At 60.7% G+C, this 19497-nt stretch carries 20 protein-coding genes; 12 read left to right on the forward strand and 8 right to left on the reverse strand.

The features are described 5' to 3' along the window. The first annotated feature begins 117 nt into the window (after nt 1-117). Nucleotides 118-3591, forward strand: a complete 3474-nt coding sequence (locus HYE77_RS02210; RefSeq protein ID WP_177068351.1) for a hypothetical protein — start codon at nt 118-120, stop codon at nt 3589-3591. 80 nt (nt 3592-3671) lie between these two features. Here HYE77_RS02210 and HYE77_RS02215 read toward each other — a convergent pair whose 3' ends face one another. Beyond that, nucleotides 3672-4271, reverse strand: coding sequence for a nitroreductase family protein (locus HYE77_RS02215; protein ID WP_008437924.1), 600 nt, complete (start codon nt 4269-4271; stop codon nt 3672-3674). Between the two features lie 153 nt (nt 4272-4424). Between HYE77_RS02215 and HYE77_RS02220 the strand changes: the two genes are divergently transcribed. Further along, nucleotides 4425-4874, forward strand: coding sequence for a YcgN family cysteine cluster protein (locus HYE77_RS02220; RefSeq protein WP_003210671.1), 450 nt, complete (start codon nt 4425-4427; stop codon nt 4872-4874). 12 nt (nt 4875-4886) lie between these two features. After that, entirely contained in the window at nt 4887-6125 is a 1239-nt protein-coding gene (locus HYE77_RS02225; RefSeq protein ID WP_087692570.1) for a hypothetical protein, read from the forward strand. A gap of 106 nt (nt 6126-6231) precedes the next feature. Here the strand turns inward: HYE77_RS02225 and HYE77_RS02230 are convergent, their stop codons facing one another. The 3 genes from HYE77_RS02230 to HYE77_RS02240 all read right to left on the reverse strand — a co-directional run bounded on the left by HYE77_RS02230 (nt 6232) and on the right by HYE77_RS02240 (nt 7717). Then, nucleotides 6232-6582 carry a DUF2892 domain-containing protein gene (locus HYE77_RS02230; RefSeq protein WP_003210673.1) on the reverse strand — a complete coding sequence of 117 codons (351 nt, stop codon included), beginning with the start codon at nt 6580-6582 and terminating at the stop codon, nt 6232-6234. Nucleotides 6583-6651: 69 nt separating this feature from the next. After that, the gene (locus HYE77_RS02235) at nt 6652-7119 is read right to left on the reverse strand and encodes an RNA methyltransferase (RefSeq protein WP_003210674.1); all 468 of its coding nucleotides are present in this window, start codon (nt 7117-7119) and stop codon (nt 6652-6654) included. A 223-nt stretch (nt 7120-7342) separates the two neighbouring features. Continuing rightward, entirely contained in the window at nt 7343-7717 is a 375-nt protein-coding gene (locus tag HYE77_RS02240; RefSeq protein WP_003210675.1) for a YajD family HNH nuclease, read from the reverse strand. A gap of 148 nt (nt 7718-7865) precedes the next feature. Here HYE77_RS02240 and HYE77_RS02245 point away from each other — a divergent pair, with 148 nt between their 5' ends. Beyond that, nucleotides 7866-8780, forward strand: a complete 915-nt coding sequence (locus tag HYE77_RS02245; RefSeq protein ID WP_177068352.1) for a ParB/Srx family N-terminal domain-containing protein — start codon at nt 7866-7868, stop codon at nt 8778-8780. Between the two features lie 573 nt (nt 8781-9353). Next, nucleotides 9354-10238: an EamA family transporter RarD gene (gene rarD / locus HYE77_RS02250; RefSeq protein ID WP_023659097.1), complete on the forward strand. Its 885-nt coding sequence runs from the start codon at nt 9354-9356 to the stop codon at nt 10236-10238. Between the two features lie 34 nt (nt 10239-10272). Here the strand turns inward: rarD and HYE77_RS02255 are convergent, their stop codons facing one another. Then, nucleotides 10273-10959 (reverse strand): spermidine synthase, encoded by a 687-nt coding sequence (locus HYE77_RS02255; RefSeq protein WP_063032534.1) that lies wholly within the window; start codon nt 10957-10959, stop codon nt 10273-10275. Between the two features lie 78 nt (nt 10960-11037). On the opposite strand from HYE77_RS02255, the gene HYE77_RS02260 reads away from it, so the two are divergent. Next, on the forward strand, nt 11038-11325 hold the full coding sequence (locus tag HYE77_RS02260) for a hypothetical protein (protein WP_003210679.1): 288 nt from the start codon (nt 11038-11040) through the stop codon (nt 11323-11325). On the opposite strand, the gene HYE77_RS02265 is transcribed toward HYE77_RS02260, so the two are convergent. Together HYE77_RS02265 and HYE77_RS02270 are read right to left on the reverse strand one after the other, a co-directional pair. Further along, nucleotides 11322-11795 (reverse strand): cyclic nucleotide-binding domain-containing protein, encoded by a 474-nt coding sequence (locus HYE77_RS02265; RefSeq protein WP_003210680.1) that lies wholly within the window; start codon nt 11793-11795, stop codon nt 11322-11324. The genes HYE77_RS02260 and HYE77_RS02265 overlap by 4 nt on opposite strands. 82 nt (nt 11796-11877) lie before the next feature. Beyond that, nucleotides 11878-13932 carry a S9 family peptidase gene (locus HYE77_RS02270; protein ID WP_177068353.1) on the reverse strand — a complete coding sequence of 685 codons (2055 nt, stop codon included), beginning with the start codon at nt 13930-13932 and terminating at the stop codon, nt 11878-11880. Nucleotides 13933-13953: 21 nt separating this feature from the next. Between HYE77_RS02270 and HYE77_RS02275 the strand changes: the two genes are divergently transcribed. Genes HYE77_RS02275 through HYE77_RS02285 form a run of 3 tightly spaced genes read left to right on the forward strand, consistent with a single transcriptional unit; the run spans nt 13954 to nt 15863 of the window. Next, nucleotides 13954-14502 (forward strand): hypothetical protein, encoded by a 549-nt coding sequence (locus HYE77_RS02275; RefSeq protein ID WP_003210682.1) that lies wholly within the window; start codon nt 13954-13956, stop codon nt 14500-14502. Between the two features lie 30 nt (nt 14503-14532). Continuing rightward, nucleotides 14533-15309 carry a class II glutamine amidotransferase gene (locus HYE77_RS02280; RefSeq protein WP_003210683.1) on the forward strand — a complete coding sequence of 259 codons (777 nt, stop codon included), beginning with the start codon at nt 14533-14535 and terminating at the stop codon, nt 15307-15309. An 11-nt stretch (nt 15310-15320) separates the two neighbouring features. Then, nucleotides 15321-15863, forward strand: coding sequence for a DUF2937 family protein (locus HYE77_RS02285; RefSeq protein WP_003210684.1), 543 nt, complete (start codon nt 15321-15323; stop codon nt 15861-15863). Nucleotides 15864-15973: 110 nt separating this feature from the next. Here the strand turns inward: HYE77_RS02285 and HYE77_RS02290 are convergent, their stop codons facing one another. Then, on the reverse strand, nt 15974-16912 hold the full coding sequence (locus HYE77_RS02290) for a LysR family transcriptional regulator (protein ID WP_008437943.1): 939 nt from the start codon (nt 16910-16912) through the stop codon (nt 15974-15976). Between the two features lie 176 nt (nt 16913-17088). Here HYE77_RS02290 and HYE77_RS02295 point away from each other — a divergent pair, with 176 nt between their 5' ends. From HYE77_RS02295 to HYE77_RS02305, 3 genes are read left to right on the forward strand one after another with little or no spacing between them, the layout of a single operon-like run. Continuing rightward, nucleotides 17089-17832: a 5-oxoprolinase subunit PxpA gene (locus tag HYE77_RS02295; protein WP_177068354.1), complete on the forward strand. Its 744-nt coding sequence runs from the start codon at nt 17089-17091 to the stop codon at nt 17830-17832. After that, the gene (pxpB, locus tag HYE77_RS02300) at nt 17829-18533 is read left to right on the forward strand and encodes a 5-oxoprolinase subunit PxpB (protein ID WP_177068355.1); all 705 of its coding nucleotides are present in this window, start codon (nt 17829-17831) and stop codon (nt 18531-18533) included. Before HYE77_RS02295 ends, pxpB begins: the two co-directional genes overlap by 4 nt. Next, on the forward strand, nt 18530-19453 hold the full coding sequence (locus HYE77_RS02305; protein ID WP_003210688.1) for a biotin-dependent carboxyltransferase family protein: 924 nt from the start codon (nt 18530-18532) through the stop codon (nt 19451-19453). The genes pxpB and HYE77_RS02305 overlap by 4 nt, the downstream gene beginning before the upstream one ends. The last annotated feature ends 44 nt before the right edge of the window (nt 19454-19497 follow it).

A 19497-nucleotide genomic window follows, 5' to 3' on the forward strand; every position in this document is an offset into this window, starting at 1 on the left:
CGAAGGCTCGGCAACGCGTGTTGCCGGGCGCTTACAAATTTCTGCAAACACTAATCAGATGTTCGTTTCGCAGGCCGTATGTGAGGCTCGTACCCCTCTCCAGATGGGTACATTCTCATGTTGAATGCTGGCACTGTGTCTCTCCCTCCACGGGTAACTCCGCAACTTTCCCTGCTTTCTACCGAGCCGGCGGCGCTCCCTCTATTGCCCTCTGCTCTGGGTGCTACGGCCGATCGCGATACGCAGGCCCTCGCCCCAGTCCCCCGGCAATCCGGTCTCACCGCGGCGTTGGGCGACCGCGAGAATCTGCGGACACTGGGCCAGAAGCTCAACGAAATCGCCAGCCGTCTTGGCGTGAATGCCAGCCCTCAAGCGGTGCTGGCCGCGCTGCAAACGACACCGATGCAAATACACCCCGACTCGTCCTACCCGACCCAGGCGGGTAAAGCGGCGACGGTAGAGACCTTTCTCGGAAGTATCGGCTTGGGGTTGCCCACCAATCATTTTCAGCTGACCGGTCATGCCCATGCGGTGATTGACAGGGCACTGGAGCATCCGCTCGGCAATTTTGGCGGCGGGTTGTCCTGGCCTGTTCCCATGAGCGCCGCTGAACAGCGCAGGGTACTGGCGGCGGCTACCGACCATGGCAGCCAGAACCCCAATGCACCGCACATCGGCGCAAGCGTGGGTGTACTGGAATATCTGAACGCGAACCAGCCGTTGTCGGGCGAGGCATTGGCTGATCCTGCCAAGGCACTCGAAACCCTCGTCAGCTCCACCCGCGGGCAGGCACTGGGGCAAGCCATCCGGGATCAGCTCGGGGGCGTCGCCACCGATGCCAGCGTGAACGAATACGTACTGAGCGCAATCCACCTGCTGCTGGATCCCGAGTCCATTACGGCGCCGCACCGTAACCGTGTGGCAGGTTTCGACCTCGCGCAACACGCCCACTGGGGCAGGCCGGCTTCGGCAGTGCTCGAGCGCCTGAGCACTTTCCTGCACGAAAATCACCAGACCAGTCCCGAGATGGCCAAGGCCGGCGCCTATTTGTTACTGGCACGAAAGGCGCCCGAGTTTTTGATCAAGGACATCCCCGACCGCGTGACCTACGGCAGCCCGGCCTGGGTAAGTCTCGCGGTCGCAGCGGCGGCCATAGAGGCGCAGTTCCCCGGAAAGGTGGCGCACATGACCTTTGCCCAAGTCATGTCCAGCGCGGAAAACGCGATCCTGACGAATCGAGCCGCCGCCGAACATGCACAAAAGGCGGCATTGGTGGACTGGGCCGTGGTCAACGGGATCGTCACATGCCAGCCAGGTGATCATTACAGCGACGATGAGATAGACCGTGCAAGGACGGCATTCAACGCACAACTGAAGTCGACGCTTGCGGCTACCGGTTTGTTGGAAGCCGAAATTCCAAGCCGTAAAGACATTGCGTTGGCCCATTTGAAGGAGCGGTTTGGCGAACACGTACCTTTTGAAGAGAAACGACTGAAGATCGTTGACTCGAAACAACCGTCAGCCCAACCACTTTATGATCCGAACCGGGCGCCCGGCGGGCTTTTCTCGTTGTTGGACATCGCCATGAGCGGACTTGGCCAATACCCATGGGAAACCAGGGACCCGAGCATTGCCGAGGCAATCAAAGGCAAGAGCCTGGATTTCAGCGTGAACAAAATCTTCAACGAAGAATTTGAACAAGCAATCACTTCTCGCCAGCAAGGGGTTCGCAGCGTCATCAAGCACCTTGTCGCAACACTGCCCTTGGTTGACCGGGAAAACCTGGAGTTTGCAAAGCTCGAGTTTTTTCAGAAAAACACTTATGAACTGGGCCTCGACTTCACCTCTAAAAAACGCCAGGGCGCGGAAAACAAACTGTGGGTCAAGGCCACCGGAAGGAATGGCAACACTGTTTATGAAATTGATTTGAACGCAGGTGCAATCAAGTCGGTGCCGACCTCGGAGTTAACAACAAAACGCGAGCGGCAGGCCAACAAGGAGTTCAAGACGGAGCCCTTCAAGCCCAAGACCGTGAGCGAGGCTGCCCTTGGCCAAAAGAGCCAGGACGGCTTGTCAACGCCGCCCCCCAGTTTTTCCAGTGCGCGAACCCAGCACATCGCCGATGCCTTTGTTGAGCATCTTGATCTCGACAGTGATGATATAAAAACCTATGCCCGGGGTGTCACCTCATTCGATAAACAAATGGCAACCGAGTGGAACGTCACCCACTTTTTTCTTGACCTGATTCCGCTCAGGTCAGCCATCGTGAATTTTTCCAGGGGCAACCACCTGGAAGGGGCCAGTGACCTGGCGCTGGATGTCTTTGGTTTTGTCACGGCGGGCGCGGGTGTGGCGGCGAAAGTCACGAAGGCGGGGGCCAAGGTCGCGAGCGCCGCCGCCAAGGCCATTCAAGTGGCAAAAGTCATCGGTGTGGCTGCCATTCAAGCATTCAACCCATTGGATGGCTTCAGCGAACTGGTCGCGGGCGGTGCCCGGTTGCTGGGCAAAGGCGCCAACTTTGTACGCGCCACGGGTGCAGAGGTGGTCAACAAGCTCAGGGGCGCGAGCGGCAGCTATGACCTGTTGAAGGCTGCCAGTAAACACTATGACGCAGCAGCGACGGGTACCTTCAAGGTCGCCGGGCAAAGCGTTGATGGAGGCGCGGTACTCCAGAACGGTCGATGGTATGCGTTTGATGTGGACAGGATGCGGCCTTACGGCAGCCCTCTTGAAGGCTTCACCGCAAAAACGAGTGCGATGGATGGGGCGATCATCACCACGCCTGCCGAGCCGGGCAGCGCCCTGAACAACCGGTTGCTTGGCGACTACAGCGTGGCCGAATCGAAAATAGCCGGGCTTGCGCGCAACAGTCAGGGGATCTATGTGGCGGCGGACGGTCACTTGTCCCACATCCGCCATACCGATACTGCCGGCAACACTGCGGTCTACGAAGTGCGGCAAGTGACTCGCACCGCCGACGGTGCCGTACAGGCGCAGATTTATCACAACAACCGGCAAACGCCGCTGCTGGTGCAGCACCTGCAGGGGGACCAATGGCAGCGCCTGGGGGCACGCGGCGGTAACCCGCCTTCTGTGGCATCAGACCTGGGGCCGGAAATTGGCGGGGGCGGTGAGGGGACGATCTACGACAGTCTCGACGGGAAAAGTGTCTATAAGGACTATGGCCCTTCATCCATGACTTCTGCCGACGACTTTGTCGATAACGAGACCCTGTGCCTGAACAGCTATTACGGTGACGGCTTTGCAACCACGATATTTGAAAATGGTCGCCGTTATTTGAAAATGGGCAAGCTGGACGGGGTGGATGTAAATACCCTGGCAAGGGGAAGTTTGCCCCCAGAGGCCAGGCTTTTACTGGATGACGCATTTCGGCGCATGGAACAGAAAAATCTTTACCACAACGATCTGCAGTTAAGTAATTTCCTGTATTCAGCGAGGGATAATAAAATCTATCCAGTGGACTTGAACGCAAACGGTCTTGAAGACATGACACCGTTTCTCGCCAATATGTACAAGCGTGATCGAGACGAGCTGCGCAGGGCCTATTACGCGCTGATCGCCAAGGCGTAGCTGCACTTGTGGCGGGTGTACCCTGCTGTGATCGCAGCAGCAGGGTTTTGACGTGACCGTCAACGACTGCCAGAGCGTGTTCAGTCCTGGTGGTTGAAGTCGCCTTCGGACACCAGCTCGTTCAATGGACGACGCGGGCTCGGGGTTTCCCGGGCTTGCAGGTAGTCGGCCAGGGTCGATTTGTCGCCGAGCTTGCCAATCGCCACCGCAGCGTGCAGGGCGTAACCTTCAGGAATCTTCAGTTCCTTGCGGGTCAGTTCCTGGTCGAAACCGGCCATTCCGTGGGTGTGCCAGCCGCTGAGGCTGGCTTGCAGCGCCAGGTGGCCCCAGGCCGAGCCGGTGTCAAAGGTGTGCCACAGGGCCGGGGTTTCTTCGGTGGCACCAGGCACGGCAAAAGTCGTCTTCGATGCGACGATCACCAGGGCCGAGGCATGCTGCGCCCAGCCACGGTTGAATTCGTTCAGCAGGCCCAGGAAACGTTCCCAGTTCGGCGTGTCGCGGCGCGCATAGAGAAAACGCCATGGCTGCGAGTTGTAGGCCGAAGGTGACCAGCGCGCGGCTTCGAAGAAGCTCAACAGGGTGTCCACCGGGATGCTTTCGCCGGTGAAGGCGCGCGGCGACCAGCGGTCGGTGAATTGTGGGTGGATCGGATAGTCGGCGACGCGTGGGTTGCTGCTCATTGGGCTGATCCTGATGAAAAACCGGGGTTCAAAACTACTTCGCCGCCGGGTGGCTGACAAGTCTTGTTCTACCGACAGTCGTAAGCGCTTGGCCCCGGGGGCCATGGGCACTAGACTGGCGGCCTTTTAACATACCGATATTGATGTAGAGCCATGGCCGCCAAAGTCGAACCTTTCTGGATCCGCAAAACCCTCGAACAACTCGACCAGGATGAGTGGGAGTCGTTGTGCGACGGCTGCGGCCTGTGCTGCCTGCAAAAGCTCGAGGATGAAGACGACAACAGCGTCTACTACACGCGCATCGCCTGCAAACTGCTGGACCTGAAAACCTGCCAGTGCACCGATTACCCCAACCGTCGCGCCTCGGTGCCCGATTGCATCCAGCTCACTCCGGGCCAGGCCGACCAGTTCAAATGGCTGCCGCCCACCTGCGGTTACCGGCTGGTCAGCGAGCGCAAGGACTTGCCGCTGTGGCACCACCTGGTCTGCGGCGATCGCGACGCTGTGCACCAGGAACGCATTTCCCAGTCCGGGCGCATGCTCAGCGAAGGCAGCGTGCCCGAGGATGACTGGGAGGATTACCTGATTTTTCGTGCAGGCTGAGAAGGAGTGTGTATGACGGTTGGAGCCAGGCTGGCGGCGAGCCTGCTGTTGTTGGTATTGAGTGCGCCGGCGTGGGCGGCGAAGAAAGTTGACCTGGACTATCACGTCAAGCTGTTGCCCCAAAGTGATCAGGCAGAAGTGCGCCTGAGCCTGTCCCAGGGCTCGGCGGTGCGCAGCCTCAACTTCGACCTGGGCCGCGACGGCGACTACAGCGACTTCAAGGCCGATGGCCAGTGGCAAGTGTTGCCGGGCAATACCCCGGGTGACAGCCGCGGCCTGTGGCAACCGAGTGCCGACAAGGCCAGCCTGACCTACCGTGTACGCCTCACCCACGCGCGCAAGAAAGGCGTCTATGAAGCGCGGATGACCCCGAGTTGGGCGCTGTTTCGCGGCGAGGACCTGGTGCCCACTGCACGTCTGGATCAACAGGACGGCATTGAACTGGTGTCGCGTCTGGTGTTTGAACTGCCTGCCGGCTGGAAAAGCGTCGAGACGTCCTGGCCGCGCATCGGCAAGAACAAATTCCGCATCGATAACGTTTCCCGCCTGTTTGACCGGCCCACCGGCTGGATGCTCGCGGGTACGCTGGGCAGTCGCAGGATGCGCCTGGGGGAAACCGAAATCACCGTGGCGTCGCCCAAAGGGCAAGGCATGCATCGCATGGATGTGCTGACCTTGCTGACGTTTGTCTGGCCGCAAGTGCAAGCGGCATTCCCACGGCACCCGGCGAAATTGCTGGTGGTGGGCGCCAGTGACCCGATGCGCCGCGGTGCGTATTCGGCGCGGGACTCGATCTACCTCAACAGCCGTACGCCGTTGGTCAGCGAGAACGGCAGCAGCCCGTTGATCCGTGAAGTGGTGCAGGCTATCGGCCGCTTCAACGACCATCAGGGCAGCGATTGGATCAGCGAGGGCTTGGCGCAGTACTACGCCATTGAGCTGATGCGCCGCGCAGGGGGGATCAGCGACGATCGTTATGCCGCCCTGCAGGCCCGGCTGGCCAGCGAAGGCAAGGACGTGACCACCCTGCGGGTCGAGCACGCCAGTAGCGCGACCGTCTCACGAGCGGTGGTGTTGTTGCAGGAGCTGGACCGCGAGATTCGTGTGAAAACCCACAACAAGCGTTCGCTGGATGATTTGACCCAGGCGGTGATGCGCTTGAACAGCATCAGCACAAAGGAATTCGTGCAGCTGGGGGAGAGCATTATTGGCGAGTCGTCGGTAGTACTCGATACCAAACTGCTGCACTGAAACCAAGGTGGGAGCGGGCTTGCTCGCGAAAGCGGTGTATCAGAAACACAGTCAGTGACTGACACTCCGCTTTCGCGAGCAAGCCCGCTCCCGCATTTGATCGGGGTTAACCCACAGTTTTGCTGGCGTTTTCAGCCGCCACTTCAGCCTTGGTCTTGAGGTTTTTCAGTTCCTCACCGGCGCGTTCGATCTTGGTTCGCACGCTGTTCATTTCCTGGCGGCTGCGCTCCAGCAACTCTTTCGCCGAGCTATGCCCGCTGATCCCGCGTGCCAGCGCTACGCCGCCAATCGCCACCTGGATCAAACCGAAAAAGCCGCCACGGCGCAGGCCTTTGCCCATCATCACCACACCGCCAGCCAGGGAGCCGATGCGTTCCCAGCCCTGGACGTTTTGCGTGGGTTGGGGCTCGAACGGGGTGGACCGGATAACGGGTCGCAGGGTTTTGCTGTCGCTCATGATCTGTCTCCAACAAGGGCTGATTGATATGCAGCTGACTGCACACAGGCCGCGGATGTTCCCAAAAAATCAGTATTTGGGGCCCGAACGGGTGTTGTTGCCCTTGGCCAGACGGTCGTAAAGCACCACGTTGACGGTGGCGGCGAGGTTCATGCAACCGGTGGTCGGGATGTAGATCACGTCTTCACACCAGTCGCGAATCTCTTTGTCGAGGGAGCCGTCTTCCGGGCCGAAGATATACAGCGCACGGTCCGGATGGGTGTATTCGGGGAGAGGGCGGGCGCCTTCCACCAGCTCGACGGCGACGGGGATGCAGCCCAGGGGCAGGATCTTTTTCAGGTCGTCGATACCGATCAGCGGAATGTCGTGGTGGACCTTCTTGGTGTCGGTAATAAAGTCCCGGGCCCGCTCATAGCGCTTGCCGGTGTAGAACACCGAGGCCACGCCGTAGCAGCCGGCGGCGCGCATCACCGAGCCGACGTTTTCGGGGGATTTGGGGTTGTACAGACCGATGCAGCTGTAGCGTTTATTGCCCACGGGAGAGGGTGCCTTCGAGAAAAACCGCGATTATACGGGGATTGCTCGAAAGGCGGTCAGTTTGAGCGGCAAGTGTTGCAACACTGTGGCAAGGGAGCTTGCTATGGCAAAGGGGCTCGCAGTGGGAGATGGCTTGTTGTGGCGAGGGAGCAAGCTCCCTCGCCACAACAAGCCATCTCCCACTGCGAGCCATCTCCCACAGCAGGTCGTTCATTACATCGCTTTAGTCGTCTTTCTTCATCAACCCGGCCAACGCCGCAAACGGGTTGTGCGTCGCCTTGGCGATCGTCGGGCTGCTGGTGGAGCCTTCGCCGAAATACTGCTGGTCGGTATAACGCGAGTGTTCGTTGTCGTGGCAATACAGGCACAGCAACTCCCAGTTGGAGCCGTCCTGGGGGTTGTCGTCATGGTTGTGGTTGCGGTGGTGCACGGTCAGTTCGCTCAGGCGCTTGCCGGCGAATTCACGGGCGCAGCGGCCACACACGTGGGGGTACATCTTCAGGGCTTTGTCGCGGTAGCCCATTTCCCGGTCGCGCTGGGCATCGGCGAGGATGCGATCCAGCTTGGCGGTGTGGGAGGGCGGGTTGGTCGAGCTCATCATGGCTCCTGTCTTTTAGTGGATCACGGATAGCGTTGATTCTAGCTGCTTGCGGGCTAATAAACCTCCGGCTTTTTCAGGCGCAGTCATGCCGGTGAGGGGGATTGTTTGTAGTATCGACGAACTGAATTCATAAGGAGCGGTACTCATGCGGATGCATTCATGGTTGTGGGCGCTGCTGTTGTGCGCCGTCAGTGTTCAGGTCCAGGCGTTTTCCACGCCCCAGCCAGGCGAGGTGATCGATGTGGCGCTGGAGCAGCTCCACCCGACCCAGGCCGTCATCGGTTTTGATCAGATCCATTACAAGCTGGGGGTATTTGCCGAGTCGCCCAAAAAAGTGTTCGACGAATACTGTGAAACCAACGGCCAGGGCGGTGTCGACGAGGTGCCTGAAGATGCCGATCTGCATAAGCCAGGCAGCTTCACCTGCAAAGACCCGGTGGGCGCTCACGTGGCGGACATGAAAACCGTGGTGGTCGGCCCCGCTGGCCAGTTGTACCTCACTGACGGCCACCACTCGTTCAGTACCTTGTGGGAGCAGCCAGGTGCCGGCGCCAAACTGAAGATGTGGGTGCGGGTCACCGATAACTTCAGCGACAGTCCCGACCTGGCGACTTTCTGGAAACGCATGGAGCAGGGCCGCAAGGTCTGGCTCAAGGACGGCCAGGGCAAGACCATCACGCCTGAGCAAATTCCGGCACACCTGGGCTTCAAGGACCTCGGCGACGATATGTTCCGCAGCCTGGTTTACTTCTCCCGCAAGGCGTCCTACGGCAAGCCGACCTCTGGTGAGGTGGTGCCGGAATTCCTGGAGTTTTACTGGGGAGGGTGGTTGCGCACGCAGATTGACCTCGGCGCGTTCAACCTGAACAAGCAAGGCGGGTATGAAAAGGCAATCGAGGCGGTAGCCAAGCGCATGGTCAGCCTGGCGCCCGGGGCACCGGTAGGGGACAGCGGCTTCAGCGCCCGGCAGTTGGGCGGCTTCACGTCACTTGACCGCAAAGAACTGAACGATACGTTCAAGAAGAAAGTGCCCTACGTTATCGACAGTAGAAGTAACTAAGTGACGAACCGGCAGGGGCGGCCCTGTGCTGTTTCTGTCGGGCGTATAACGGCTTAATATACAGTAAAGATCCGGCAAATATCGATTTAAATGCCGTGGGGTATTTAATTGTCTTCAGGGTGATAAAGTGTTGGACTAACTTTGCCAATTTGTTTAATGTGCCGCCTCTTGGCCTACTGCCGTTAGTGTGTTCTGTGGTGGCGTCAGGTAGTCAATACGTCAGGTCTTTCCTGGCGACTGTCAGTTTCCCGCAAGCCGGGCTTTCCTTTCACGATATCAACCCCCGTGGTTGACGTTGTGGCGTTTCAAATCAGAAGCGCTCATCCAGAGCGTACTGCTTCCAATAACCGAAGTCGGGTGGTTGAAGTGTCTGATGATCGTCGTGCAAATAATAAAAAATCAACGCGTTACCCTGTTGTTATAACTTGAATATTCGGGATAGGTGTCCTGTGCAAGTTGTAAGTTTATGGTGCCCGTTAATAAACTTCTGATGTTCATCTCACTGACATTCACACTGCGTGAATGCAACGGCCTGCTTCAATTGAATGCATGCAATTTTTTGTAGAGGCTGTTGTGTCTAAAGGCGTTGTTCTGGCGGTTTCCGCTTCCTTCCTGTTTGGTGTGCTGTATTTCTTTACCTCCCTTCTTGAACCCTTGAATGGCCAGCAGATATTTGGCTGGCGAATGCTCATCTCGTTGCCCTTCATGACGTTGCTGCTGTGCCTCTCCGGAGACTGGAAGTGGGTGCCGTTGATCTACAAGCGTCTGCGGGAGAAACCCGCATTGCTGCCTTGTGTCGTGCTCACCAGTGCCCTGGTGGGTGTGCAGTTGTGGATATTCATGTGGGCGCCCCTCAATGGCCACGGCCTGGATGTGTCGCTGGGCTATTTCCTGTTACCGCTGACCATGGTCATCACCGGGCGCATCGTTTACGGCGAACGCCTTTCCCATCTGCAAAAAATTGCCGCTGCGCTGGCGGCGGTGGGCGTGGCCAACGAGCTGTATCGCACGGGCGGGTTCTCCTGGACCACCCTGGTGGTGTGCGTCGGTTATCCGCTGTATTTCGTGCTGCGCAGGCGTTGTGGCACCGACAACCTCGGCGGGCTGTGGCTGGACATGATGCTGATGATTCCGGTCGCGCTGTGGTTCGTCCTCGGTAGTGAGCCCATCAACGAGACCCTGGCGCAGCGCCCGGCGCTCTATTGGCTGGTGCCACTCATGGGGTTGGTCAGCGCGGCGGCGGGTTATTCCTACATCCTGGCCAGCCGGCTGTTGCCGTTCAGCCTGTTCGGTTTGCTCAGTTACGCGGAACCGGTGCTGCTGGTGGCCGTGTCTCTGATGCTGGGAGACGCTCTCAAACCGGGCCAATGGATGACCTACCTGCCGATCTGGCTGGCGGTGGTGGTGTTGGTGCTGGAAGGCTTGAGGCATTTGAATCGACTGCGCCGGTCGATCTGACCTACGACCCGCGCAGTGAATTCAGGCGGCTGTTTCAGCCCTTGAGTTTCTCGGCAATCCAGATGGTATGCCGCGTGCCCTTGTTGCCATGGGCAAACACTTGCACTTCCTCGGCCTTGAAGCCGGCCTTGCGCAGTTTGTCGCTGAACTGCTTGTCGGCGCTGGCCGACCATACCGCCAGCACGCCCTTGGGCCGTAGCGCCTTGGCGCAGGCGCTTAGGCCACCGGCGGAATACAGCCAGCTGTTGGCTTTTTGCGTCAGGCCTTCGGGGCCGTTGTCGACGTCCAGCATGATTGCGTCAAACCCCTGGGGCTCGGCCTGCAGCACCTTGGCCACGTCTTCCATACGGATCACGGTGCGCGGGTCCAGCAGCGGGCGGCCGGACTTTTCCCCCAGGGGCCCGCGATTCCACTCGACCACGCCGGGCACCAGCTCGGCAACCACCACTTCGGCAGTCTTGCCCAAATGCTTGAGCGCTGCCGCCAGGGTAAAACCCATGCCCAGGCCGCCAATCAACACCCTGGAGCCGGGCCGACCGGCGACTTTGCGGCACGGAATCTCCGCCAGCGCATCCTCGGAACCGTGCATGCGCGTGTTCATCAACTGGCCACCGTCACCGCCCTGAATCTTGATGACAAAATCCTCACCGTATTCGAACAGGCACAAGGCACCGCCGTTGTCGGGGATCGGAGTGGTGTCCAGCAGAACGAAACGTTTCATGGAAATCTCATTGGGAAGGGCATTCTTGCGCGGTTGGGAGTAGCCTTACGACTTTACGGTCAGGCCATGGAGCCATCGATGAAGTGCAGCATTCTAACGGTCATTGTGTGGAGCGCGCTCGCCCTTGGCGGTGTGGCCCAGGCTCAGGAGTCGCAAACCGTGCCGATTACCCCCGCGCCCACGGCGGGTTCACCGGGTACTGCAACGCCCACGCCTTACCCGCAAGTCACGCCACCGGCGACACCAAAGGCGGCCGGCAGCGGTGAGCCATTGTTGGCGCCGATCGTGCTGCCCGCGCCGCCGAAGGACCAGACGATCCCCGGCTTGCAGCAAAACGACATCAAGCCCAAGACCCCAGGCGGCTAAAACTGCTGGGACAGCAATTGCCCGTCCGCCATGCGCAGGCGCCTGGACAGGGCGATAGCAATCGCACGAATGATCTTGGCCGCGATTTTCGGTGCATCGTTGAGCATCTTTTCCAGGGAATCCTTGCCCAGGTTCAACAGCACGCAATCGCTGGCCGCCACACAGCTGGCGGAGCGGCGCTCGCCGTCCAGCACGGCCATCTCGCCAAAGGTCCGCCCGCTGCGCAAGGTGGCGATAGTCAGGCGCTGGCCTGCATGGTTGGTCTTCTGCACCGCCACCTGGCCTGAGTGAATGATGCACATGAAGGTGCCCGCGTCGCCCTCGAGGAAAATCACCTCATCGCGGGCGATGCTGCTGATGTTGAAATAGCCCGCCGCTACGTGGAAGTCTTCCGGCAGCAACGGGTCGAACAGGCCGCAATCCATCAGCATGTCGCGGATTTCGTTATTGAGTAAGGTCGGTTCTGGCATGAGGCTTACAGTCTTTGTCCATAAATCGTGCAGGGCGCGCCCGGCGGTCAAGTGTTCAGACCGGCCCGCCAGGCGGAGTTCCTTAAATCAGCCCCAGCGCCTTGAAAACAAATGCATATTCGAGTGCTACGTCACGTAATCCCTGGTAACGCCCACTCATGCCGCCGTGGCCGGCGCCCAGCTCGGTCTTGAGCAGCAACAGGTTGTCGTCGGTCCTGGTGTCGCGCAGCTTGGCCACCCACTTCGCCGCTTCCCAGTACTGCACGCGGCTGTCGTTGTAGCCGGCGATCACCAGCGTCGCCGGGTAGGCCTGGGCGCTGACGTTTTCGTACGGCGCGTAGGCCTTGATCCGCTCATACACCTCCGGCTCTTCAGGGTTACCCCATTCGTCGTATTCGGTGATGGTCAGCGGCAACTCGGGGTCGAGCATGGTGTTGAGCACATCGACGAACGGCACTTCGGCAATCGCCGCCTGGAACAGCTCCGGGCGTTGATTGAGCACCGCGCCGATCAACAGGCCACCGGCGCTGCCGCCGCTGATGGCCAGTTGCTTGGAGGTGGTCAGGCCCTGGGCGATCAAGTGTTCGGCGCACGCGATAAAGTCGCTGAAGGTGTTTTGCTTGTGCTCCTGCTTGCCGCCGCGATACCAGGCCTCACCCAGTTCGCCGCCGCCGCGTACATGGGCAATGGCGAAGGCCACGCCACGGTCCAGCAGGCTCAGGCGGGCGTGGGAGAACCACGGGTCGAGGCTGTGGCCGTAGGCGCCGTAGCCGTACAGATACAGGGGCGTCGGCGTACCCAACTGATCGCGTCGGACGACAAGACTGATCGGCACCTGAGTGCCATCGGCCGACGTTGCCCACAGGCGTTGGCTGACGTAGTCGTCGGCGTTGAACACGCCCAGCACCGGGGTTTCCTTGAGCACTTGTTGTGCGCCGCCGGCCAGTTCCAGCTGACGAACCTGGGCCGGGCGGTTCAGCGCCTCATAGCGCAGACGGATCTTGTCGCTGGCAAATTCCAGGCTGTTTTGCACATAGAGGCTGTAGGCCGCGTCCGGTAACTCCACGCGATAAGCGGCTTGCCCCTGTGGGTGCACTTCGATGATCGGCAGGCCGCCGATCCGCAGGCTCAGGGTCATGGCCCGGGCATTGAGGCTTACGCCATCGAGCATTACCGCGTCGTCGTGGGGGATCAGGTTCAGCCAGTCGTCCTGGGTCGGCACACTGCCGGTGTCGGCCGCCTGGAACAGCGCAAAGTTGATGCCGTCACGGTTGCTGCGGATAAACCAGGTCCACTGGTCGTCCAGCTTGCCGTGGTCGACGTCATATTCATGGCCTTCGACCCGTGGCGCCATGCAGGTAAACGCCTGCTGCGGCTTTTCGGCGTCCAGGGCCCAGATCTCGCTGGTGGTCTTGCTGCCCAGGGCCAGCAGCAACTGACGCTCGGAGCTGGAGCGGTAGCAGTGCAGGAAGAAACGTCCGTCAGGCTCGTGGAACACTTCTTCGGCGGCAGTGCCGTCCAGGCGATAGCGATACAGCTTGTGCGGGCGATGGGTGTCGTCCAGTTCGGTGAAGAACAGGGTCAGGCTATCGTTGGCCCAGGTCATGCTGCCATCGCAGTCTTCAAACTCCAGTTCGCTGACCTTGCCGGTGGCCAATTCCTTCACGTAGAGGGTGTAGATCTCTTCGCCGCTGGTATCCAGGCTGTAGGCCAGGCGCTGGTGGTCCGGGCTGATGCTGAAGGCGCCGAGGGAGAAAAAGCCGCCATTGGCCAGTACGTTCGGATCCAGCAGCAGCTCTTCCGCGCTTTCGTCGACCTGTTGGCTGTCGTCCGCCGGGCGCGGGCAGCGGTAGTGGCGGGCGTATTCGTCGCCGGCGGTGGTGCGGGTGTAATACAGGTACGGGCCCCAGGGCGAGGGCAGGGACAGGTCGGTTTCGAGAATGCGGCCCTTGATCTCCTCGAACAGGGTCTCGCGCAGCGCCTGCTGGTCGGACAATTGTGCTTCTTGCCAGGCATTTTCCGCCTTGAGGTAATCGAGCACCTCGGCGCTGTCACGCGCTTGCAGCCAGGCATACGGGTCGGTGCCTGGGGCCTTGCGGGCGATCGGGGCGGCAGTGATGTGGGTCGATGGGGGCATGGATCACTCTCTGTCTGGCGGTTGGCCGACGGCATTGCAGCCTCGGCACTGAAAAGCCGTTATCATAGCGGCCTGTTTGCCTACCTTGCCATGGACACCATGACCGAGAACGACTATCTGATCGCTTGGGGCCTCTACGCCTTCGCAGCCCTGGGTTGCCTGTTGGTGTGGTTTGCCATGACCCGCTGGATGTGGCGCTGGCTGCGCGAGCCGCTGCGGTTGCTGGTGGCGGTGCTGCTGTTCAGCCCGACCATCGTCGACCCGGTGAAGACCCAGTTCGCCCCGGCCGTGGCCATCACCGCCCTGGACCTGGTGCTCAAGGTCGGCAACAACGCCTGGCGGGCGATTTCCGATCTGTTCATGTATTGCATGATCGCGTTCGGCGTGTACCTGGTGTTCGTGCTGATCCGCTGGCCCATCGAGCGTGCCGCCAGGGTTCGTCGTGAGCAGAAGGCCGCCGCTGCGGCAGCCGCTGCTGCCGAGCCGGAGGATGACGACGAACCCTTCGCCGATGAGCGTTACGGTCGCCCGGCACCTGTCAGCGGTATGCGGGTCGAACCGCGCCTTTAACGTTGTACGCCCTGTATCGAGAAGCCTGGCATGTGTGAATTATTGGGCATGAGTGCCAACGTACCGACCGATATCGTCTTCAGCTTCACCGGGCTGATGCAGCGCGGCGGACGTACCGGGCCCCACCGCGACGGTTGGGGCATCGCCTTCTACGAGGGCCGTGGCCTGCGGTTGTTCCAGGACCCGGCGGCCAGCAGCGAATCGGAAGTCGCGCTGCTGGTGCAGCGTTATCCCATCAAGAGTGAAGTGGTGATTGGCCATATCCGCCAGGCCAATGTGGGCAAGGTGTGCCTGTCCAATACCCATCCGTTCGTCCGTGAACTGTGGGGCCGCAACTGGTGCTTTGCCCATAACGGTCAACTGGCGGACTTCAACCCCCGCGCCACGTTCTACCGCCCGGTGGGCGATACCGACAGCGAAGCGGCGTTCTGCGATTTGCTCAACCGAGTCCGTGAAGCGTTCCCGGAACCGGTGGACATCGAACAGGTGCTGCCGGACCTGATCGCCGCCTGCAGCGAATACCGCAGCAAGGGCGTGTTCAACTGCCTGCTCAGCGACGGTGACTGGCTGTTCTGCTATTGCTCGACCAAGCTGGCACAGATCACCCGGCGTGCGCCATTTGGCCCCGCACGGTTGAAAGATGTCGACGTGATCGTCGATTTTCAGGCCGAAACCACCCCCAATGACGTGGTGACGGTAATTGCCACCGAACCCCTGACCGAAAACGAGACCTGGACCCGCTACGAACCGGGCCAGTGGAGCCTGTGGCGACGCGGCGAATGTGTCAGCCAAGGTAAAACGGAATAAGGACGTCGAATATGTTGCTCAGCTATTTGCGACTGGTGTTGTTTGCCGTGGGTCTGTTGGTCGGTGTGCAGGTGCCGGGGTTTATCAGCGACTACGCCAAGCGCGTCGAAGCCCACTTGATCGAAGCCCAGACCGGCTTGCGCGGCTTCGATGCCACGGCGCAACAGTTCTTCAACGGTGACTTGCAGGCGCTGGTGGCCCATTACCGTGCCAGTGACGACCCGGTGTTTCGCAGCGATGCCAACAGCCTGGGCACCTTGCTTGACCGCCAGGTAGCGCTGGATAAGCAGTTCCAGGCGATGCAGGGCCCGTGGTACATCCGCGCGCTGCAAGTGGCGGTGGCCGCCGACCCGGCGATTCGCCAGGAAACCTGGAACGGCTACAGCTACATGCTGTTGCTGACCCCGGAAGCCATGGGCTGGGGCCTGGGCGGGGCGATGCTGTTGTCGTTCGGCATCGAGTGCCTGTTCCGCCTGATCGACTGGGTGGTGTTGGGCGGCAAGCGCCTGCGCCAGAGCCGACCGATTGAAGAGCGGGACCTCAAGGGGCTTTAAAGGCTGACGCGGTCAAATTGTGGGAGCGGGCTTGCTCGCGAATGCGGTGCGTCAGTGACATAGGGGTTGGCTGGCACACCGCATTCGCGCGCAAGCCCGCTCCCACAGTTTTAAATCGGTTCCTTCAGTGGCATGGGTTTGCTCAACACCATCAAGTCTTCGCCCACCTTCTGCGCGTACTGCTGCACCACGCTCTGGCACAGCGCCACAATCTCCTCCACCAACTCCACGCCCACTCGCCACGACACCACCACCTGCAGGTTCGGCGGCCGTTGTTCCATGGGCAGCATGGTCAATTCACCTCGTGCCAGCTCTTCACTGACCAATACGGGCGGGAACGCACCAATCCCGAACCCGTCCCGCAGCAGGCGGGTGATCGCTGACACCGAGTTCACACAGTTCATCCGTGGGGCGGATACGCCGTTAGCCTGCATCAGGCTGAGCACGTCCTGGTGCGGACAGGAGTTTTTCGAGTAGGTGATGATGCGCTCCTGGGCCAGTTCGGCGAGGGACGCGTAGTCGCGGTTGTAGATCGAGTGGCTGGCGACGATCCAGCCCATGGGGTGGCTGGCCAGTTCCAGGCTGCGCAAGGTTTCCTGGCGCAGCAGGTCGGTTTGCAGGATCAGGTCGAGAAAGCCTTTTTGCAACTGATCGCTGAGGTTCAGCGCGGTATCGGCGACCAACTCGATTTCTACCCGCGGAAAGTTGTCCGTCAGTTCTGCCACCAGCGCGCTCAGCCAGGTGTGGATCACCGTGTCCATCACTCCGATGCGGATACGCCCGACCTTGCTGCTGGTGGTTTCCAGGGACTGCTTGAGCCCTTGCATGGTCGCCATCATCTGCTCGGCATAATCGAGCACCTTCAAGCCTTCCGGCGTCAGGCTCACACCTCGGGAATCGCGCAGGAACAGCTTTACCCCCAACTCGCTTTCCAGCACGGCGATGCGGCTGGAGATCGAGGCCTGGGTGGTGAACAGCTTCTCTGCCGTGAGGCGAAAGCTCTTGAGCTTGGCCACCCAGACGAAGGTTTCGAGGAACTTCAAATTCATGGGATCAACTTTTCTTATGCATGGATTGTTTTTTATTAGTTGGACGCAGCGTGCCGCAACCGCCAAAAATCGAGCTGTCTCACGATAAGCGTCGTTGGGGCTCGGGACAACATCGTTGCGAGATCTTGGTAAAAGATCCCACACTACAAAAAAATAAAGCCTACAGGAGCCCTACCGTGAGCCGCCTGCTATTGAACTGCGACATCGGCGAAAGCTTTGGCAACTGGACCTTGGGTCTGGACGCCGAAGTCATGCCGTTCATTGATTGCGCCAACGTAGCCTGCGGTTTCCACGCCGGCGACCCGAGCATCATGCGCAAGACCGTCAGCCTGGCCTTCAAGCATGGCGTGCAGGTGGGCGCGCACCCGGCGTACCAGGACCTGCAGGGTTTCGGCCGCCGCTCCATGGCCTACACCCCGCAGGAAATCCAGGACCTGTTGCACTACCAGGTCGGCGCCCTCGACGGTATTTGCCGGGCCCAGGGCGGGCGGGTCAGCTACGTCAAACCCCATGGCGCGATGTACAACGACATGATGGCCAAGCCTGCGCAATTGCGAGCGGTGATCCAGGCCGTGGCGGCCTACGACGCCAGCCTGCCATTGATGCTGATGGCCACCCGTGACAACAGCGCCGCCCAGGCCCTGGGTGACGAATATGGCGTGACCCTGTGGTTCGAAGCCTTTGCCGACCGTGCCTACGACAGCGCCGGCCATCTGGTCTCCCGCCAGTTGCCGGGCGCGGTGCATCATGACCCGGAAAAGATCATCCAGCAGGCCTTGATCATCGCCCGGGGAGAACAGTTGGTCGCCAGTGATGGCAGTCCGTTGCACCTGCAAGCCAATACCTTGTGCGTGCATGGCGATAACGCCAGCTCAGTGGCTGCCGTGCAGCGCATCCGCGAGGCGTTGACCCCAGCATGAAGCCACGGATTGAAGTGGTGGCCATCGACTGCCTGATGGTGCGCCTGTTTGAGGTGATCGCCGAAGACAACATGCCCTGGATGCTCGCCGCCACCCGCCGTTTGCGCGAAGGTTTTGGCCCGGCGCTGGTGGACCTGGTGCCGTCCTACACGACCCTGATGGTGCACTACGACCTGCTGGCGCTGGACCCTGGCCAGGCACGGGCGTTGATCGACCAGGCGCTCAAGGAATTGCAGCCCGAACCCAAGGGCAGCGGGCGATGCCATGTGTTGCCGGTCTGGTATGACCTGAGTGTCGGCCCGGAGTTGGCGTTGCTGGCGCAGCGCAGTGGCCTGGCAGTGGGGGAGGTGATTCGCCGTCACAGCCAGCATGAGTACCAGGTATTCGCCTTGGGCTTCGCCCCGGGGTTTGCCTTTATGGGGCTGGTGGATGAACAGCTCGCTACACCGCGGCTCAACACCCCGCGCAAGCGGGTGGCGGCGGGCAGCGTGGGCATCGCCGAGCGGCAGACGGCGGCTTATCCGGTGGTCTCGCCAGGTGGCTGGAACCTGATCGGCCGCACACCGGCCAAGTTGTTTGACCGCGAACGCGACGGCTACAGTCTGATGCAGCCGGGGGACACCGTGCGTTACGAAGCGGTCAGCCATCGCGAATTCATCAACCTGGGTGGCGATGACACACCGTTGGAGGCCCAGGCATGAGCCGCTTGTTGATCGAGGCCAGCACCCCGCTCTGCTTGTTGCAGGACGCTGGACGTTTTGGCGTAAGGCACTTGGGCGTGACCCAGGGCGGCGCGCTGGATTGGGTGTCGATGTCGTGGGCCAATTGGTTGCTGGGCAATGCCCTGGATGCGCCGGTGGTGGAAATCACCTTGGGTGGCTTCACCGTGCAGGCCGAGGCCTATTGCCTGCTGGCGCTGGCCGGGGCGGACTTGGGCGCGTATGTCGACGAGCGCGCGATCAGCCCGGGGCGCAGCTTTATTCTGCAAAAGGGCCAGCGCTTGCGTTTTACCCAGCCATTCAGCGGTGCGCGGGCTTACCTGGCAGCGCCGGGCGGGTTTGATGCGCCGCAGGTGCTGGGCAGCTGCGCCACGGTGGGCCGTGAAGAACTGGGCGGGCTGGATGGCTTTGGCCGGTCACTGGCCGAAGGTGCGCAATTGACCTATTCGGGCGTGGGCGGTGCGATGCAGGTGTTGTCCGCCGGGCAATTGCCGAAGCTGGATTCCAAGGCGCCACTGGAGGTGATCCTCGGGGCGCAGATCGGTCAGTTTGGCGGGCAGAGTCTGTTTGATGTGTTCAACAGCGAGTGGACCCTCGACAGCCGTGCCGACCGCATGGGCATGCGCTTGCTGGGTACGCCGCTGGAGTATCAGGGGCCGTCGCTGATCTCGGAAGGCATCCCGCTGGGGGCGATCCAGGTGCCGCCGGACGGGCAGCCGATTGTGTTGCTCAATGACCGGCAGACCATTGGCGGCTACCCACGATTGGGCGCGTTGACGCCATTGGCGTTGGCGCGGCTGGCGCAGTGCTTGCCGGGGGAGAAGGTGAGGTTGGCGCCGGTGGTGCAGGAGACGGCGCATCGCCAGCAAGTGGAGTATTTGCAGTACCTTGCCAGAAACTAAAGACCGCCGCAGGACAAAATGTGGGAGCGGGCTTGCTCGCGAAG

The sequence above is a fragment of the Pseudomonas sp. IPO3774 genome (assembly GCF_013386835.1).
Classification (GTDB): Bacteria; Pseudomonadota; Gammaproteobacteria; order Pseudomonadales; family Pseudomonadaceae; genus Aquipseudomonas.

What these genes read in the sequence shown, in the direction of transcription:
- HYE77_RS02210 (WP_177068351.1), top strand. Translation starts at nt 118, where the DNA reads ATGTTGAATGCTGGCACTGTGTCTCTCCCTCCACGGGTAACTCCGCAA.
- HYE77_RS02215 (WP_008437924.1), bottom strand. Translation starts at nt 4,271, where the DNA reads ATGAGCAGCAACCCACGCGTCGCCGACTATCCGATCCACCCACAATTC.
- HYE77_RS02220 (WP_003210671.1), top strand. Translation starts at nt 4,425, where the DNA reads ATGGCCGCCAAAGTCGAACCTTTCTGGATCCGCAAAACCCTCGAACAA.
- HYE77_RS02225 (WP_087692570.1), top strand. Translation starts at nt 4,887, where the DNA reads ATGACGGTTGGAGCCAGGCTGGCGGCGAGCCTGCTGTTGTTGGTATTG.
- HYE77_RS02230 (WP_003210673.1), bottom strand. Translation starts at nt 6,582, where the DNA reads ATGAGCGACAGCAAAACCCTGCGACCCGTTATCCGGTCCACCCCGTTC.
- HYE77_RS02240 (WP_003210675.1), bottom strand. Translation starts at nt 7,717, where the DNA reads ATGAGCTCGACCAACCCGCCCTCCCACACCGCCAAGCTGGATCGCATC.
- HYE77_RS02245 (WP_177068352.1), top strand. Translation starts at nt 7,866, where the DNA reads ATGCGGATGCATTCATGGTTGTGGGCGCTGCTGTTGTGCGCCGTCAGT.
- HYE77_RS02255 (WP_063032534.1), bottom strand. Translation starts at nt 10,959, where the DNA reads ATGAAACGTTTCGTTCTGCTGGACACCACTCCGATCCCCGACAACGGC.
- HYE77_RS02260 (WP_003210679.1), top strand. Translation starts at nt 11,038, where the DNA reads ATGAAGTGCAGCATTCTAACGGTCATTGTGTGGAGCGCGCTCGCCCTT.
- HYE77_RS02265 (WP_003210680.1), bottom strand. Translation starts at nt 11,795, where the DNA reads ATGCCAGAACCGACCTTACTCAATAACGAAATCCGCGACATGCTGATG.
- HYE77_RS02270 (WP_177068353.1), bottom strand. Translation starts at nt 13,932, where the DNA reads ATGCCCCCATCGACCCACATCACTGCCGCCCCGATCGCCCGCAAGGCC.
- HYE77_RS02280 (WP_003210683.1), top strand. Translation starts at nt 14,533, where the DNA reads ATGTGTGAATTATTGGGCATGAGTGCCAACGTACCGACCGATATCGTC.
- HYE77_RS02285 (WP_003210684.1), top strand. Translation starts at nt 15,321, where the DNA reads ATGTTGCTCAGCTATTTGCGACTGGTGTTGTTTGCCGTGGGTCTGTTG.
- HYE77_RS02290 (WP_008437943.1), bottom strand. Translation starts at nt 16,912, where the DNA reads ATGAATTTGAAGTTCCTCGAAACCTTCGTCTGGGTGGCCAAGCTCAAG.
- pxpB (WP_177068355.1), top strand. Translation starts at nt 17,829, where the DNA reads ATGAAGCCACGGATTGAAGTGGTGGCCATCGACTGCCTGATGGTGCGC.
- HYE77_RS02305 (WP_003210688.1), top strand. Translation starts at nt 18,530, where the DNA reads ATGAGCCGCTTGTTGATCGAGGCCAGCACCCCGCTCTGCTTGTTGCAG.